This is a genomic window from Pseudodesulfovibrio halophilus DSM 5663 (assembly GCF_059568665.1).
Window position 1 is genome coordinate 190,894 of record NZ_JCANTV010000010.1, and the last position, 15,972, is coordinate 206,865.

Annotated in this window: 13 protein-coding genes; 8 read left to right on the plus strand and 5 right to left on the minus strand. The window is 59.6% G+C overall.

The genetic code is table 11. The annotated features are described in order from the left end of the window. Nucleotides 1-66: 66 nt before the first annotated feature. The 5 genes from BR24_RS07760 to BR24_RS07780 all read left to right on the plus strand — a co-directional run bounded on the left by BR24_RS07760 (nucleotide 67) and on the right by BR24_RS07780 (nucleotide 6,899). On the plus strand, nucleotides 67-2,502 hold the full coding sequence (locus BR24_RS07760; RefSeq protein WP_496540930.1) for a DUF4091 domain-containing protein: 2,436 nt from the start codon (nucleotides 67-69) through the stop codon (nucleotides 2,500-2,502). A 29-nt stretch (nucleotides 2,503-2,531) separates the two neighbouring features. Further along, on the plus strand, nucleotides 2,532-3,515 hold the full coding sequence (locus BR24_RS07765; protein WP_496540931.1) for an acyltransferase family protein: 984 nt from the start codon (nucleotides 2,532-2,534) through the stop codon (nucleotides 3,513-3,515). Between the two features lie 65 nt (nucleotides 3,516-3,580). Then, the gene (locus BR24_RS07770; protein WP_496540932.1) at nucleotides 3,581-4,420 is read left to right on the plus strand and encodes an acyltransferase family protein; all 840 of its coding nucleotides are present in this window, start codon (nucleotides 3,581-3,583) and stop codon (nucleotides 4,418-4,420) included. Between the two features lie 421 nt (nucleotides 4,421-4,841). After that, a complete protein-coding gene (locus tag BR24_RS07775; RefSeq protein WP_496540933.1) occupies nucleotides 4,842-6,392 on the plus strand; it encodes a sigma-54-dependent transcriptional regulator in 1,551 nt (516 codons plus the stop codon). 45 nt (nucleotides 6,393-6,437) lie between these two features. After that, nucleotides 6,438-6,899: a hypothetical protein gene (locus tag BR24_RS07780; protein ID WP_496540934.1), complete on the plus strand. Its 462-nt coding sequence runs from the start codon at nucleotides 6,438-6,440 to the stop codon at nucleotides 6,897-6,899. A 1-nt stretch (nucleotide 6,900) separates the two neighbouring features. Here BR24_RS07780 and BR24_RS07785 read toward each other — a convergent pair whose 3' ends face one another. Continuing rightward, nucleotides 6,901-8,544: a diguanylate cyclase domain-containing protein gene (locus BR24_RS07785; RefSeq protein WP_496540935.1), complete on the minus strand. Its 1,644-nt coding sequence runs from the start codon at nucleotides 8,542-8,544 to the stop codon at nucleotides 6,901-6,903. Between the two features lie 388 nt (nucleotides 8,545-8,932). On the opposite strand from BR24_RS07785, the gene BR24_RS07790 reads away from it, so the two are divergent. From BR24_RS07790 to BR24_RS07800, 3 genes are read left to right on the plus strand one after another with little or no spacing between them, the layout of a single operon-like run. Then, on the plus strand, nucleotides 8,933-9,199 hold the full coding sequence (locus tag BR24_RS07790; protein ID WP_496540936.1) for a hypothetical protein: 267 nt from the start codon (nucleotides 8,933-8,935) through the stop codon (nucleotides 9,197-9,199). A 32-nt stretch (nucleotides 9,200-9,231) separates the two neighbouring features. After that, entirely contained in the window at nucleotides 9,232-10,134 is a 903-nt protein-coding gene (locus tag BR24_RS07795) for an N-acyl amino acid synthase FeeM domain-containing protein (RefSeq protein WP_496540937.1), read from the plus strand. Nucleotides 10,135-10,161: 27 nt separating this feature from the next. After that, nucleotides 10,162-12,180 (plus strand): ThiF family adenylyltransferase, encoded by a 2,019-nt coding sequence (locus BR24_RS07800; protein WP_496540938.1) that lies wholly within the window; start codon nucleotides 10,162-10,164, stop codon nucleotides 12,178-12,180. Between the two features lie 300 nt (nucleotides 12,181-12,480). Here BR24_RS07800 and BR24_RS07805 read toward each other — a convergent pair whose 3' ends face one another. From BR24_RS07805 to BR24_RS07820, 4 genes are all read right to left on the minus strand, one after another. Beyond that, nucleotides 12,481-13,335, minus strand: coding sequence for a PEP-CTERM sorting domain-containing protein (locus tag BR24_RS07805; protein ID WP_496540939.1), 855 nt, complete (start codon nucleotides 13,333-13,335; stop codon nucleotides 12,481-12,483). A gap of 157 nt (nucleotides 13,336-13,492) precedes the next feature. Further along, nucleotides 13,493-14,164 (minus strand): CAAX prenyl protease-related protein, encoded by a 672-nt coding sequence (locus BR24_RS07810; protein ID WP_496540940.1) that lies wholly within the window; start codon nucleotides 14,162-14,164, stop codon nucleotides 13,493-13,495. A gap of 14 nt (nucleotides 14,165-14,178) precedes the next feature. Further along, a complete protein-coding gene (locus BR24_RS07815; protein WP_496540941.1) occupies nucleotides 14,179-15,252 on the minus strand; it encodes an HlyD family secretion protein in 1,074 nt (357 codons plus the stop codon). After that, nucleotides 15,249-15,971, minus strand: coding sequence for an ABC transporter ATP-binding protein (locus BR24_RS07820; protein WP_496540942.1), 723 nt, complete (start codon nucleotides 15,969-15,971; stop codon nucleotides 15,249-15,251). Before BR24_RS07820 ends, BR24_RS07815 begins: the two co-directional genes overlap by 4 nt. Between the last annotated feature and the right edge of the window lies 1 nt (nucleotide 15,972).

Consider the following 15,972-nt stretch of genomic DNA (forward strand, 5'->3'; position numbering starts at 1 on the left):
AGGAACGGTATGTCTAAATGGTATGAAATGGTGAATGTGTCCGGTCTTCATTGCCGGAGTGGCTCTGTGCGAAAGCTCGTCCTCGCCGCCCTTGTGATTGCGGTGGCGGCGCTGGCGGCGGTTCCGCACGCGAGCCGGGCAGCCGGAGCCGAGAGCATCGAGTTCGACGTGCCGCTGGACAAGGGGAAATACGCGGACAGGCAGTGGGTCACCCTCTACGCCAACCCGGTAACGTTCAAGGGTGAACGACCGGATCTGCCCGGGGCCTCCGCCGAGGTCCGCTCCGGCACCGTCAGCATCTTCTACCGTTATGAGCCGGACTGGACCGATGTGGAGTTGCGCTTCAGCGTGCTGACTCTTTCGGGCAGGGAACTCTTTTCCGAGCCGTGGTACGGGGCGCGCCATCCGCAGAAAACCGAGTGGGCCAGACGCTACGATATCCCCGTTCCCAAGGACGTGCTTCAGGGCTGGATGTCCGGAGCGGAGCCTGTGGGGCTGACGCTGAAGCGAAAGTACGTCGGCGGCGGGCGCAATTCCAGCCATCCGCTCGTGTTCGGCGGGCCGGGCGGTGACGATGACATCCGCATCAAGCTGACCATGGATGTGGCCTTTACCGGAAACGCCGCTCCCTCGGCGCCCACCGTGGTTACGGTCCCATCCACCAGACCCGTGGCCGGCAAGGTCCTGTTGGAATGGACGCACGAGGAACCGCGCGACTTCAACCCCGAGGACGAGGTTTTCTACGAGATACAGACCTCCCTCGACGGAGGCGCGTGGAAAGCGACCAAAGACGGCAGGGTGTCCGGTGACACTCGGTCCGCAGAGATTTCCGTTCCCTCCGCTCCCGGTGGCAGCATGCGTATGCGCATCCGCGCCGTGGATTCGCGCGATGCCGTGAGCGACTGGGTCTCCGTGTCCGCCCCGTACACCGTTGCGAAGGATGTCGATACCGGCTTCAGAATGTTTCTGGACTCCCCGCTGCGTAAGGTCATGCGGTTCAGGCGCCCGGCCTATCCCGAGCGGTCGCCTCGCTGGATTGCCGCCGGCGGAGAAACCGAGGCCGTTCAGCTCGTGGTGACTTCCGCGAGCGCCCACAAGGACATGAGCGTGCGTCTCGACTCCTTCCGCAGTGACGAGGGTGGGCGCATTCCCGAAGCGCGCGTCGTGATCTACCGGCAGGACTACATGGACATCGTGAGGCCTTCACGCAACGTCGGCGAGACCGGCTGGTGGCCTGACGCGCTGGTGCCGCTCGTGGATCCGTATTTCGGCGAGAAGCGGCGCAGACGTCCCATGAATCTGAATGCCGGAGAAAACGAATCGTTCTGGATCGAGGTCTCCGTGCCGCCGGGACAGGAACCGGGAGTCTACAGGAGCAGCATCACGGTAGACATGAAGGGACAGAAGCCGCAGACGCTCCCCCTTTCGCTGGAAGTGCTGCCGTTCGATCTGCCCGTGCAGCCCACTCTGCGCACCGCGTTCGGGTTCGACCCGTCCAATGTGCCCGAAAGCGGCATGTATTCTCTCTGCAAGAAGGAGGCGGCCAAGCACAGGATCGCGTTCTACACCGGGTTCTTCACCATTACCGGAAGGTACGACGAGGAGACGGACTCGTGCAGTCTGAGCACCAACCAGACCAAGCGCTTCTTCGGCGACGCCCTGAGCGGCGACGGCATGCCCGACGGACGTCGGTTCACCTCGATCAACGTCACCGGCAGCCCCAACGTCAAGACGGACAAAGCGTGGATCGCATATTGGCGCGCCGTGCAGGATTTTCTGCAGGAGAAAGGCTGGCTGGAAAAGGCTTATGTCTATGTCTGGGACGAGCCGAAAAAGGGGAACATGCCGCAGGTCGAGAAGAAGTGCGCGCTCATCAAACAGGGCGCGCCGAAGCTCAAGACTCTTGTAACCACGGAATGTCGCCCCTCGCTACGGGGGCTGGTGGACATCTGGTGTCCCGTCATCAATTTCTTCGACAAGGAAGACCGCCACGGCGGGGTCGAAATGTATCGCTCCAGACAGGCGATGGGCGAGGAGGTCTGGTGGTACACGTCCATGATGTCGGAGGAGACCGTCAAGCTGCCGAGTTACTTCATCGACGCGAGCGCGGTGTCTCCGAGGATCGTCGGCGCGCTCTCATGGCTGCGTGATGTGGAGGGGGTCCTCTATTATCAGATGGGATACAAGTGGGGAAAGCGTCCCTGGCGCACCCAGTATGCGTTCCACGCCAACGGCGACGGCACCCTCTGGTATCCCGGCCTGCCTGAATTCATCGGAGGAACGAAGGGGATACCGGTTCCGTCCATCCGTCTCAACTCCATTCGCGACGGGTTCGAGGACTTTGAATATCTGGCCCTTCTGGAACGGCTCGGCGGTGAGAAGGAAGCGAAAGTCATCATCCGGGCTGCCGCAAGAGGCGAGTACGACTGGTCCGATGATCCGGACGTTCTCGCCACGGCCAGAGAGCGACTCGCAGAGGCCATAATCGCCCGCATGGAATAGCGGGACAACGCAGGACACGAGGGGGCGGCATGAGCGAGAATCAGCAGAAGGCAGCGTACTATCCAATGGTCCAGTACGTGAAGCTGCTGTTTCTCGCGCTGGTCGTCTGGGGGCACGTCTACCACGGCCCGCGCGGCGTCATCATGCACAACTTCTGGATTCCCGTGGATACCGGGCTGTGCTTCTTCGCCATAACCTCCGGCTTCTTCATCGCCCGGAGGTATCCGCCCGGAGCGGATATGCGGCTATACTGGAAAAACAAGGTGAGGCGGCTCTTTGTGGTGTATCTGGTAGTGAACGTGTTCCTTGTCGCCCTGTTTCTCGCGCAGGGGCGTGCGGATATATTCAGCTGGCATTCACTTGTGAGCTGGCTGGGGATGAGCGGTTTCCTGAACTGGTTTCACGTCCAGAACCAGAGCCCTTTCGGCCTCGGCGTGTGGTTTCTGACGCTTCTTGTCATTTTCTACATGCTTTTCCCGTTGCTGAACGGGATGCTTATGAAACCCGCAGTCCTTGACGTACTATTGCTGGGAGGGTTCGTGGCCACCCTGATTCTGCCGGAGACCAACCCCTACGGCGTCGCGCTGTGGTCCACTGCGTACGGGTATGTCGTGGGCATCTACATGGCCAGACGCGGTCTGCGCCTGCGGCCCGGCGCCGGCGCTGCGCTACTGGCCATCGGTCTGGGTGCCGGGGTTTTGGTCAAGGCGCTGTCGCTGGGATATGGTGCTTACGGGGTCATCAGCCTGCTGGGGGCGGGGGCCGCGCTTCTGGTGATCGGGTTTGCCGGAGGCGTTCGCATGACGTGGTTGGACGCGATCGGCGATGTGCTGTTGCCCGTCTACATCATCCACCAGTATTTTCAGGTGACGTGGTGGAACAGCCCGATTCTGAACGGTGTGTTCGCGTTTGCGATGAGTTTTCTGGTCGGCAAGGCGCTGGCCGTCACGGGTCGGAGGTGCGGTGCCATGCTGGATGGACTGACCGCCGGCCGGACGTCCGCCCGTCTCTGAGGAGAATCTGTTGCATAACGAAAATGAAACGAAAGATATGATGAAAGCCACGGGGAAAGAGGGTAATGTCGACGATGAGTGTTGAACGCAAGGGAGAGCTTCCTGTGCGAGAAATGACTTCCGCAGTGAATTCCGTTCTGAGAATCACGGCCACCGTGCTGGTGTTCGTGTTTCACTGCAACGCGCTTTACGGTCTGGGCAGCGACAGACCGCTCTTTTACGCGTTTTCCTTTTTTCTCTTTCTGTCGGGGTTCTACGCCGCATCGGCGCGCACCAACCCGGTCGGATGGCTCATGCGCAGGCTTCGGCGCATCTACATTCCCTACTGGATAGTGGTGGCCGGGGTCGTGGCCTCGAACATGATCTACGGCTACAAGGATGTCGGCATGTTCGAGATAGGCGTGCTGCTGGCAGGGGGGAATCTGTTCATCGACAACAGTCTTTATGTCATCGCATGGTTTGTCTCCGCGATACTGTGCTTCTATCTCTACGTCTTCGTCATTGCCGTGCTGCGGAGTATTGTGCTGCGCGTGCTCGTGACCGTGCTCTGGGCGTGGTTCCTCACCACCTTCGATATCCCGCCGTATTTTTTCGTGGCGTTCGCTCTGGGCTTCTTGCTTCGTCGCCTGCTCACGAAAGCCGGGGCGGAAAGCGAGAGCGTCCGCTCGGGAAGCGCCTTCGGTACCTCGTTCAAGGTGTCTTCCGGCCTGCTCTTCCGGCTGCAGAACTATTCGTACGAGTTTTTCCTGCTGCACGGCGGCGTACTGATCCTTTTTACCAAAGTGCTCAATACCGGCTACGGGGTTTCGTTTTTCGCGGGTTTTTTCCTGACCGCTGCCGGAGCCGTGTTGCTGAAACGGCTTTCTGATCGGATCGAGTCCTTCATCCTCTCCATTGCATCCTGAACTCGTTTTTGGAACCTGTCATGTACAAGCCGTAATGAAAATGTCTTGTATTAGTCTAGAGTTGAGGTTTTTGCTCTGCCTTGTGCGGTTTTTGTCCATTGAAATGTCGAATATTGTTGATGGTGAAGCTGTTCTTGCGTGATGTGAATGACTGTTTACTTTGTTTTTGCAATATAGCTTGCCGTTTTTGGGTGTGTCGGATGTTTTTACAGAGCCGTGAGGAAAAATAATATGAGGATGACATTCTCGCTGTGATGAGTATATTAGGAATACTGGATTATGTCCCGTTATGGGAAAATGGGGGAAAGTCCTATGGACTTTGGGGGCGAAAAGTATGTATTTGGCAATGATTAGCATTGCCTTCGTCCGGCAGGTTGAAAAAAACGCCTGACCGTTAATTGTTTTCGAGAGGGGGAACGGTTTGGGTCGCATTCTTGTTATCGACGATGATCCGTCGATCAGACGACTCGTTTCACACTGGTCTGAATCGATGGGGCACATCTGTGAGGCTTTCGGTTCGATCACTTCGGGGATCAAGCATATCCGTCAGTATCCGGTGGATATCATCTTCCTCGACGTGATGCTTCCGGAAGGGAACGGCGTTGACCACGTTCCCATGATTCTGGAGGCCAACCCCGAGTGCGCCATAGTCATTCTCAGCGGGCATTCCGACCCGCGCTGCATAGAAACGGCGTTCGACTCCGGGGTACAGGATTACATTCTCAAACCCATTGAAAAAGGTCGGCTCTATGAGGTCATAGACAGCCTCCTGCGCCAGAAGGACCGGGCCTCCAGCCGTCCGGCCATAGAGCGTTGCGGGATCATCGGCGAGAGCAGCAGGCTCAACCGCTGCATCGAGCAGATGGGGCTCGCCGCGCGGACCGAGGGCAACCTGCTCATCACCGGGGAGACCGGCACGGGCAAGGAGCTTTTCGCCCGCGCCCTGCATCGCAACAGTTCGCGCGTGGACAACCGGTACGTGGTCGTGGACTGCACCAATCTGCCGGACAATCTGGCGGAGAGTCTGCTCTTCGGCCATGACAGGGGCGCTTTCACCGGAGCGGACAGGACCAAGAAAGGGCTTTTCGAGCTCGCTCACAAGGGGACGCTTTTCCTTGACGAAATCGGTGACCTCTCCCTGGGTGTCCAGAAGTCGCTGCTGCGGGTGCTTCAGGAGAAGACCTTCCGGCCTCTGAGCTCCTCCAAGGAGGTCAATGTCGACTTCCGTCTGGTGGCCGCAACAAATTGCAATCTCTATGAAATGGTCGAAAAAGGTCTGTTCAGGCGTGACCTGTACTACAGGCTCAAGACATTCTCGATAGAGCTCCCGCCGCTTCGCAGCAGAAACGGTGACATCAAGCTGCTCGCCAAGCATTACGTGAAGAGCATCTGCAAGGAGATCGGACGCAAGCCCCTCAAGATTAGCGGCAGCTTCATGGAGGCGTTGTTCTATTATGAGTGGCCGGGCAACGTGCGCGAGTTCGTGAACGTGGTCCGCGTCTCGGTTTACAAGGCCATCTACGAGGACGAGCTGACCTTCTTTCATCTTCCGCAGAACCTTCGCTCCAGAAAGGTCGTGGTTGAGGCGGAAGACAAGGGCGGCATCATTTCCGGTTTGCCTCAGGAAGAGTCCGCAGTTGAGGAGATCGGGGCGGACGGAGCGCCCGGCGGCAATGGCGGCAGCCCCGACGACAACGGCAACGGGAGCGCCCGCAAAAGCGCGGACGGCAACGGTGGCAGCTGCAATTGCGAGAGCCTTGAGCTGCAGGCCCTGCCGGTCGAGAGCGCTCCGGATTTTCCGGACCTGAAGCAGTACAGGAAAGAGGCCATCAATCAGGTGGAGGAGACCTACCTCAGGCACCTTGCGGTGGTCAGCGAGAACTCCGTCAAGAAAGCCTGCCGCATCTCGGGGCTCTCGCGGACAAGGCTTTACGAACTCCTGCAGAAGCACAACATGTCGCTGCGGGCGTAACAATCAGCATGGCAGGAGTCCGGACGGGGCTCCTCAGAGGTGAATATGCCCATTTCCGGAACGGAAAAACGATACAGCCAGCTTTTGGACATCGCTCTCGACGCAGAGGGCGCGGCGGGGCGCTGCGTTTCCGACGCGGTGCTGCGCCTGATCCGTGCGGTCATGCAGGAGGATCCGTCGGTTGACGGGGCCGACAGGCGGCACGGCGATCGCTACGAGGTGGCGCAACAGGCCGTTGTCCAGCTGTTCAGCGGTGAGCGGGAGGTGGTGTGCCTGCCCGCCTTGATTAAAAACATCTCGCTTTCCGGGGTGCTTCTGGAGATCGTTGACAAGGGGCATGTCTGGATGGACATGCTCGAGTCGATAGAGCACTTCAATCTGATATTCGTCATTCCTGGAGAGAGCGAACCGGTGGTGCTGGACTGTAGCCCTGCCCGCATGGACCTGAGCTCGCATGTCGTAGGTGCGGTTTTCGACGAAAAGCAGGCCGGTCGGTACCTGATGTAGCTCAGGCCGAGCGCTTGTTGAAGTACATCTCGGAGTCCGCCCGGTCCATGAGGGTCCGGTAGTCGGCGCCGTCGTCGGGATAGATCGCCGTTCCGATGGACGCGCTGATCGTCACTCTCTCCTCCCCCAGAACCACGGGCTGTTCCACGGCTTCGGTCAGCTTCGCCGCGACCTTCTCGGCGCTTTTCCTGTCCGTGATTTCCGGAAAAAGGAACATGAACTCGTCCCCGCCGAAGCGGGCCACTGTGTCGGAATCCCGGACGGTGGCCAGCATCCGCAGCCCGAGTTCTCTCAGAAGCGTATCGCCGGCAAAGTGCCCGAACCGGTCGTTGATATCCTTGAAGCCGTTCAGATCCATCATCATCGCCGCGAGCTTGGTGCCGTGTCGCTGGGACTTGTTCAGTTCCGAAACAAAACGCTCTTCAAAGAGGTGTCTGTTCGGCAGGCTCGTCAGGCTGTCGTAATACGCCAGCTTTCTGATGCTTTTCTCAGTATTGTGCCGTGACGTTATGTCCTGCACGGCGAGGACGTAGCCAATGGCCCGGTGCGTGATCCGAACCGCGTTGATCCGGCATTGCATGAGCCTCGGGTTGCCGTTTTGCTGTCGCCAGGACGTGAAGACCTGTTCATCGCCGTTTCTGGCGCGCTCTATCATGGTCAGCACCTTGTGGCGAGAACTCCCGCAGCAGCGCGAGATGGCCTCTATATCCGCGCCGACCCTGATGCGGTCCGACTTGTCCAGAAGGCCGCGCAGGGTCTCATTGTAATACACCACCCGGAGCCTGTCGTTGAGTCCGATAATTCCGGTCTGCATGGACTGGCTCAACACCGTGTCCATGAAGGCCGCTTCATAAAGGCCCGGACTGGCCAAGGATTCTCCGTCCGCATTTTGCGGAATCTGCGAACGGATGCCCAGAGCATTGACGATGTCGCCAAGCGTGGCGGTGCCGAGCGGAGTGCCGTCGGCGTCGCTCACGACGACTCTTTCCGCATCGTTTCGCATGCATGCGGTGTAGGCGTCCTTGAGCAACACCCAGGAGCCGAGCACAGGGACTTCACGCATGGCCTTGCGCACTTTCAGGTTCCAGATATCGCGCCCTTCCTGAACCAGTTTGCTGATGTCGCGATCCATGATGATGCCGCGAATGTGCTTGCCGCCAGTCACGATGGCGCTTTCCGTCCTGTTCATGAGCAGTTTCCGGTGCGCTTCGTACACGGATTCGGTTTCCAGCACGATGATGCCGTTATGCGGCGAGAATATCTCGTCGAGCCGGGGGCTTGACCACAGGAGGGTGTTTACCAGCACCCGTTTGAGGTTGGTCCATCCCACTGGGCGGCGACCGTCCTCGACGACAAAAAGTTCGGGGAGTTGGGAGCCTTCCGTGAGGTGATTCTCCACCAGATCGGCCGGGCGGACTTTTTTTACATGGGGTTTGAGCGCCTGCTCGATGTCCAGCGGAGCATTGCAGATGGTCAGCGCCGCGAGCTGTGAGGCGCAGAGGCACTGGAAGTTGCCACCCTCCACCGGGTAGGGGATGTGGTTGGACTCGAAGCGTTTGAAAAGTGAAAAAATTCTGCTCAGATCGGTCTGCGCGATCGTCTTGGGCATGGGTTTGAGAGCTATATCCTGGAAAGTGATCTGCATGATTTTTCCTGTTGTCAGAGACTTTAGGGAGTTCGGCTTTTATTGGCATGTTAATAGCAATAACCATGACAATCCGACGCCGGAATACGGGAAATCGTAACAATGTAGGCTGGCGCACCTCCGGGTGCGGCGATGGTCAGGGGATCAAAGGTACAGGAGGTTCTTCGTGAAGGTTTGCTTTGATATGAACCACTCGGAATATCAGGCTTTGCAGGCAGTCGCGCAGAGTCACAAACGCCCTGCGGGAGACTGCGCCCGGGAAATTGTCCTAGGGTATCTCAAGGATAAAGGAGGGGTGACGGAGCGCGGCGGAAGCGACAGACGGGCGCATCCGCGGCTGGAAGTGTCAATTCCTGCGGTATCGTGTGTAAACATCCCCGACAGGGGCGTGCACAGTCTGCCGGTCACCATCAAGGATATTTCCAAGGGGGGCATGAGAATTTCCTTTCATAACCTCGACATGGGGTTCGCGGACAGGTTGTCGGGAGTGTCGTATTTCGAAGTGGTCTTCACCATTCCGGAGACGTACCAGACGGTCTCTTTCTACTGCCGCAAGACATGGAGCAACGTGTCCAACGGCGTGAGCATGGGAGGCGGGTTCGATACATCAGACTCGAGACCGATCGAAATGCTCTCAAATTACATGGAAGGGTGAGCAATGAGCTGGACAGGTGGATGGCGATGGTAATGGCTGCAAAGGAAGGAAAAGTCGGCAAGCCTCCGCTCAACGGAGTGGAGCGGCGACGCACCATCAGGATAAGGCGTTCCGCACTCGTTCGGGACAACCTCGACGATATCGATCGTCCCAGCATCAAGATAGGGGAAACGCTTGACGAGCTGAAACAGGCCTTTCGGGTCGTCTACACGGAGTATTACAATGCCGGGTACGTGCCCAACCCGGAGCCAACGGGCATGCTCTACGGCGTTCACAGCCTGCTGCCGACGACTTCCGTATTTATTTTCAAGACCTACCTGAAGGTCATCTCGACCATGAGCCTGTACAAGGACACGCGTGTCTTCGGTCTGCCCATGGATGCCGTTTACAAGCCGGAGCTGGATGCACTGCGAGCCAAGGGAAGACAGGTTGCCGAAGTCGGTGCGCTGGCCACTCCCAGAAACCGTCGCTGGGCCAATCTGGTCATCTACCTCGCCAAGGCGCTGTTTCACTACGCCCATCTCGTGGAACTCGACGACGTGTGCATAATGGTCAATCCCAAGCATGTCAGGTTCTACAAGGAAATATTCCTTTTCGACCAGCTTGCCGAAGAGCGCATGTATGATGCGGTCGGCGCGCCCGCGGTGGCGCTTCACGCCGATGTGCACACCTACGATCAGCGAATGCGAGATGCTTACGGCGAGGCCGACTTCGACACGGACCTTCTTTCCTTCTTCGTGAAGATGAAGAACGCGGTCATGGATCCCGACATGAAATATTCCGTGGGCAACGACAGGCCGCTGGAGCAGTCCATTGTACAGTATTTTCTGGATCAGCGTCCGCACGTCCTCAACGGGCTCAACGAAGAACAGATGCAAGTGCTCGCCTATCTCTATCCTCAGGCCATCGGGGGAAAGGGAGAAATCGGACACTGATGCGGAACGCAATGTCGGGGGGCGACCGTGAATCGTGAAGAACTGTTGCGGAAAGTATCCGGATACGGTCTGAGCAGCCGCGCGGAATATCACGCGGCGGCCTTCTCACGGAATCTGGGCCTCATGAATGCCAACGAGCTGGATCGACTCATGCGCGCACGCGTGGCGGTTGCAGGGCTCGGAGGCGTGGGCGGCAGCCATCTCGTTTCCATGATCCGTTGCGGCGTGGGCGGCTTCAGCATCGCGGATATGGATGAGTTCAATCCGGTCAACGTCAACCGCCAGTATGGAGCAAGCGCAGCCACGTTCGGTTCGGAAAAGCTGAATACCATGGTGCGCATTGCCACCGAAGTGAATCCGCACCTCGATATCCGGACTTTCCCCCAGGGCGTGACCGCTGACAATCTGGACGATTTCCTCCACGGCGCGGACGTTGTTCTGGACGGACTCGACTTCTTCGTTTTCGAGGTGCGTCGGATGGTCTTCAAGCGTGCCCTGGAGCTCGGTATTCCCGTCATCACGGCCGGCCCCATGGGGTTCAGTTCGGCGGTGCTGGTGTTCATGCCCGGAGGTATGGGGTTTGACGAATACTTTGACATAACCGACGAGACCCCGGTGCGGGACAGGCTGCTCAAATTCGCCATGGGGCTCTCGCCGCGGGCCACGCACGCCGGATACATCGACCTCAACGCCGTGGACATTGACGCGGAGCGCGGTCCTTCCTCGGCACTGGCCTGCGGGCTCTGTTCCGCGCAGGCCTCCATGGAGGCCATTCGCGTCATCCTCGGGCGCAAAGGCGTCAAAGCCGTTCCCTATTACCTTCAGTTTGACGCATACAAGCGCAAACTGGTTCGCGGCAGACTCTTCAAGGGGAATCAGGGACCGCTTCAGAAAGCCAAGCTCTGGGCCTTCAAGAAATTTCTGTTATCTCCCCGTCCCACCGGCAACCGTCCCGTCGCTTCGCCACCCCCCGACAGCGGCGACGGGACGGTGCTGGATTATCTGATCCGCGCCGGGGTCCGTGCGCCTTCGGGCGACAATGTTCAGCCCTGGCGGTTTCGCAAGAGCCCCGGACGGATCGATCTCTTCATTGACCGTGAGGCGGACCACAGCTTCTTCAATGTCGCCCAGACCGCGTCCCTCATGTCCTGCGGTGCCGTGGCTGAGAACATGTCGGTCGCGGCCCGCGCCTGCGGACGCAGGCTTGATGTGGAATGCTTCCCGGGGGACGAGCCCGACCGTGTCTACGGCATGGAACTGCGTGCCACGGATGACCCTGCGGATGATTCCTTTCTGGACGCCATCTGGCTTCGCACCACCAATCGCCGAGAATTTTCGAGCGAGGCCGTGTCCGACGGAGTATGGCAAGCCGTTGCGGAGACACTGGACGGTTTCTCCGGACTGCGGCTGCACTGGGCAAATGATCGGGATGGCATCCGAACTTTTGCCAAGGCCGTGATGCAGCTGGACATGCTGCGGAGCGAGAACCGCTCGCTGCATGAGCATCTTGTGTCGATGATTCGATTTACGCCGCAGGAAGAGCGTATCACGCGCGACGGCCTGCCCCTCAAGAATCTTGAAGCGGGCAAGCCGGGGGAACTGTTTCTGAGGGCCACCAAAAGCTGGTCCGTCATGCGCGCGGCCAACCTGCTCGGCACGTCGCGGGCGGTGGCGGCGCATTCGGCGCGGGGCATCCGCAAGTCGGGCGGTGTGGGGTTCATCTCCATGGACGGCCGCAGCCCCGAGGACTTTCTGAGGGCGGGGCGTGCGCTGCAGCGTGTATGGCTTCGCTTTGCGCATTACGGCATTCAGTTCCAGCCCGCAGCGGCCCCGGCGTTGTTCCGTTTGCGCGTGCTGCTTGAAGGGGAGAGCTCCTTCGGCAGTGACCGACATCTGGATATACTGTCCCGCTCGTGGCCGCTGGTGGAAGATGTCTTTCCGGGCTTTCTGGCCTCGGTGCCCGTCATGTTTTTCCGCGTGGGGTTCGGTTCGGCCATCCGACACGGCACCCACAGGCGGCCCGTGGAAAGTTTCCTGATCTCCTGACCCATATTCGTTCGGCTGCGGACAACGGCTGGTCGGCTCGCACGGTGAGCCGACTCTTCGCGCACGCAAGACTCATTGGGACGAGCACATCCCGTGGCCATCCCGAGGTGGAATTGGTGGCCGTCTCGCGTGTGAGGCAGAAGCGGGGCAGGCGCTCTGGGCCGTTTGTGCGTGGGGGCGGGACGCTGTGCGGACAGGCTGCGAGCTTTTGGGAGGGGATGGGGCCCGGTGTCTGGAAAAGAGTGAAGGGAGCCTCCTTGCGGAGACTCCCTTGATTTTGTGAGGAATCTGACTTGCCGGTTAGTTCTGGAACTTCCTTCTGAAGCCGAGGAGTCCGAGGAGTCCGAGGCCGAGGATCAGGAAGGTGCTCGGTTCCGGAGTGGCGATGACAGCGGGGTCGGCGATGTCGATCAGCCAGGGGATGTCCGGGTTGGCGTTGGCGCTGATGTCGGCTTCGCCGAAGAGGGCCACGTCGTAGTCAAAGACGCTTTCAGTCGGGTCGTTGATCAGCGCGTTGCCCCAGGGAGCTTCGCCGTAGGACTGGAAGCCGTAGATGTTGGTGCCGAAGCCGTCAGGATCGAGCATGCTGTACCAGTAGCTGTTACCCGGGGTCAGGGCCAGAGTCGCCCATTCGTCGCCATCGGTGTGGGTGGCGATGCTGGTAGCGATATCAGGCGAGGACACGTCGGCAGTGTCGTCACTGAAGAGCTTCATCACGGAGTAGCCTGCCAGCTCGTCGGCGCTGAAGGTGTCACCCATGATGCCTCCGAGACCTGCGTCGTTCCAAGTAACGGTTCCGCCGTCGACGGTGTAGTAGTTGTACGTGTCGTTGGCAGCACTCAGGGACGTGAAGGTCAGGTTGTCGTTCACGTACTGGGCCGAGGCGGCGAAAAAGCCGGTCAGTTCGGAGCCTGCGGGCTGGTTTACCACCGTGCCGATGTTGTCCTTGATGTTGCCTGCCTGCAAGACGCCGTAGACGACATCTCCGTCGACCAGCGGGTCGGCAATGTTGTCTGCGGTGCGGCCGTAGACGTTTTCAAAGCCGTCGAAGCTGATGTAGTTGTAGCCGCCAGCAAGAATCGGGGCTGCCGCGGCAAGGCTGGCCGTGAAAGCCAGGGTGACGACTGTCAGGATAAGGGTCTTGAAAATTCTCATGTCATTCCTCCAAAAAAAGTTGCGATTTGCCCTAGTTTAAGCAACTGGTGTGCCAAGTTGTTTTATCTATTTTTTTCAGCTTCTTAAGTGAGGCAGGTGGGTCCGTGAGGTCTGGCTTTGTAAACCTCCCCGACAGAATGTTCGGAAGCTCTTGACACTACCAGAAGCGCCAGTCGCCGGTACTCAGCACGTACAACGCCAGCGCGCCGTTCGTGACCGCGTGGCAGAGGATGCACTGGGCCAGACTGTTGGTGCGCATGTAGATGAATACAAAGACGACCCCGGCCAGTATCCCGGCCAGCCACAGGTTGTGTTCCAGACCGAAGAGGGCCGACGTCGCGATCACGGCAAGGGCGGTGAGCGCGCCGGGGCGCACCTTTTGGAAATCACGGTTCACGAGATACCGGGCAAGAAACGAGCGCCAGAAGAGCTCCTCCATGATGGGCACTACGAGCGTGGCTCCGGCCACGCGGACTGCAAGCATTGCGACAAGTGCCGCCCCTTGCGCTCCCGGCTCGTAGGGGGTGAGTTCGCCCTGTATGGCGAAGCCCCAGTCCATGTTCACCCAGGCGCCGCACAGCAGAATACCCACCGCGACTGTGACCGGGGTAACGCGAGCGTCGGCGAGTTCTTTCCAGCGGATTTCGGTGTAATGTTTTCTGAATACCCAGAGAAGCAGGGCAGTCAGCCCGGCCCGGAGCGGATACAGTGTGTCGAAGAAACCCGGTTCGAGCGCGTCTTCGGGGAGAAAAGCCGCGAGCTCGGCCAGAGCGATGAAGGTCATGTACGCGGCGAAGGGGATGATTCTTGCTGCTGCGGGGGAGATCATGAAGCCTTGATCCTTTATCGGTTTTTGGCCGACTGGCCCGTCTTGATGAAAACGTCACCCGTAAGGCCGGTGATGAGGTCCCGGTCCTCGTCCATGGAGACGATCACCTCCAGCACCTCGGTGTCAGCCTTGTCTCCCGGGGTATCCAGAGGCAGCTTCTTTTTGCCGGTCATCCTTCCGAGGCGAACGACGCGACCCTCGAACCGCCGGTTTCCGAAGGCATCGGAGACGAAGAAAGCGGACTGGCCCAGTTTGACCCCGGCCGCGAACTTTTCATCGACTTCGGCCCGGATGTTGTATTCCGTGGTGTCGCCGACGGTGAGCACCGGGCTTTCGAAGAATATTGAGACGTTTTCCCCGGCCCGTCGGTGTGTGCGCAGCACCACTCCGTCTATGGGGGAGCGCAGCAGCGTCTTTTCGAGGTTTGCCTCTCGCTCGCGGGCCTGCATCCTCGCTGCGTCAAATTCGGCGTAGGCCGAGGCGATGTCTTCCTTTCGGGACTGGTCCTTGGCGATGAGATGGCGCTGGACCGCCTCCTCGTACTGCTTCTGGGCCACGCGGAAATCCCTTGTGGCGCGGTCGACCTCTTCCTTTGCGATGAGGTTCTTCTCCAGCAGTTCCTTCCTTCGCTGCATCTCGACCCGAGCGTTCTGCATCACCAGCCGGGCGCGCTCCACGGCGGCCCATGCCTCGCTTTTTTCCTCCTTGCGCGCGCCTGCCACCAACTTCTCATAGGTAGCCCTGCGCGCCTCCTGAATGGCCTGAGCCGAGGCGAGCTGGGCCTGATAGTCCTCGTTTCGAAGATTGGCCAGCACCTGCCCCTTTCGTACCGGGTCGCCCTCCTTCACGGAGACCGACTCGATGAGGCCGCTGATCTCAAAGGCGAGGGCTCGTTCCTCGGAGACGGGTTCGACCCGTCCGTAGGCGGCGATCCAGGGAGAGGACTCCTCAAGCGGCGGCACGGACTCGAAGGCCTCGGTGGAGTTGTCCACCTGCGGCAGCAGTCGTGCGAGCCATCCCGGCGCCTGATAGTGGACGGCAACGGCGAGACCTGCCGTGAGGGCGAGCAGAAGAAGCAGTACTCTCATGTTTTCCTCGACTTTCGAATGTTGTTCATTTCCTTCGGCGGAAGAAGCAGGCCGTCCTCGATGGTGATGATGCGGTCGGCGAACTCGAAGGTTCGCTGGTCGTGCGTTACCACTACGACGGAGCGGGTGCCGTCGTCGGCGAGGGAGGACATGAGGTCCATGACCAGCCTGCCGTTTTCTGAATCGAGCGCGGCGGTGGGCTCGTCAGCGAGGATGACCTTGGGCGACCCCGCCAGTGCGCGGGCGATGGCCAGCCGCTGCTTCTGGCCGCCGCTGAGGGTTTCGGGGTAGACGTGCGCCTTTTCAGGGAGGCCCACGTTCTCGAGAGCGGCCATGGCGGCCGCCGCGGCGTCTTTTTTGCTCATGCCTCGCAGGTCGAGGGCCACCATGACGTTTTCGATGACGGAGAGGGTCGGGAAAAGGTTGTACTCCTGAAAGACGAACCCGAGGTTGTCGAGCCGGACTCTGGCGAGGCTGCCGGTGGACAGCCCGGTGACCGACTGTCCCGCCACCACCACGTCGCCGTCCGTGGGGCTCAGGATGCAGCCCATGATGGAGAGCAGCGTGGTCTTGCCGCTTCCGGACGGTCCCATCAGCAGCAGGACCTCGCCCTGTTTCACCTCCAGATCCACCCCGCGCAGGGCGTATTCCTGCGACGGCGGTTCCCCGTATCGTTTGGTCACTCCGGTGAGCGATATGGCGGTGCGTGGCTGCTGCATG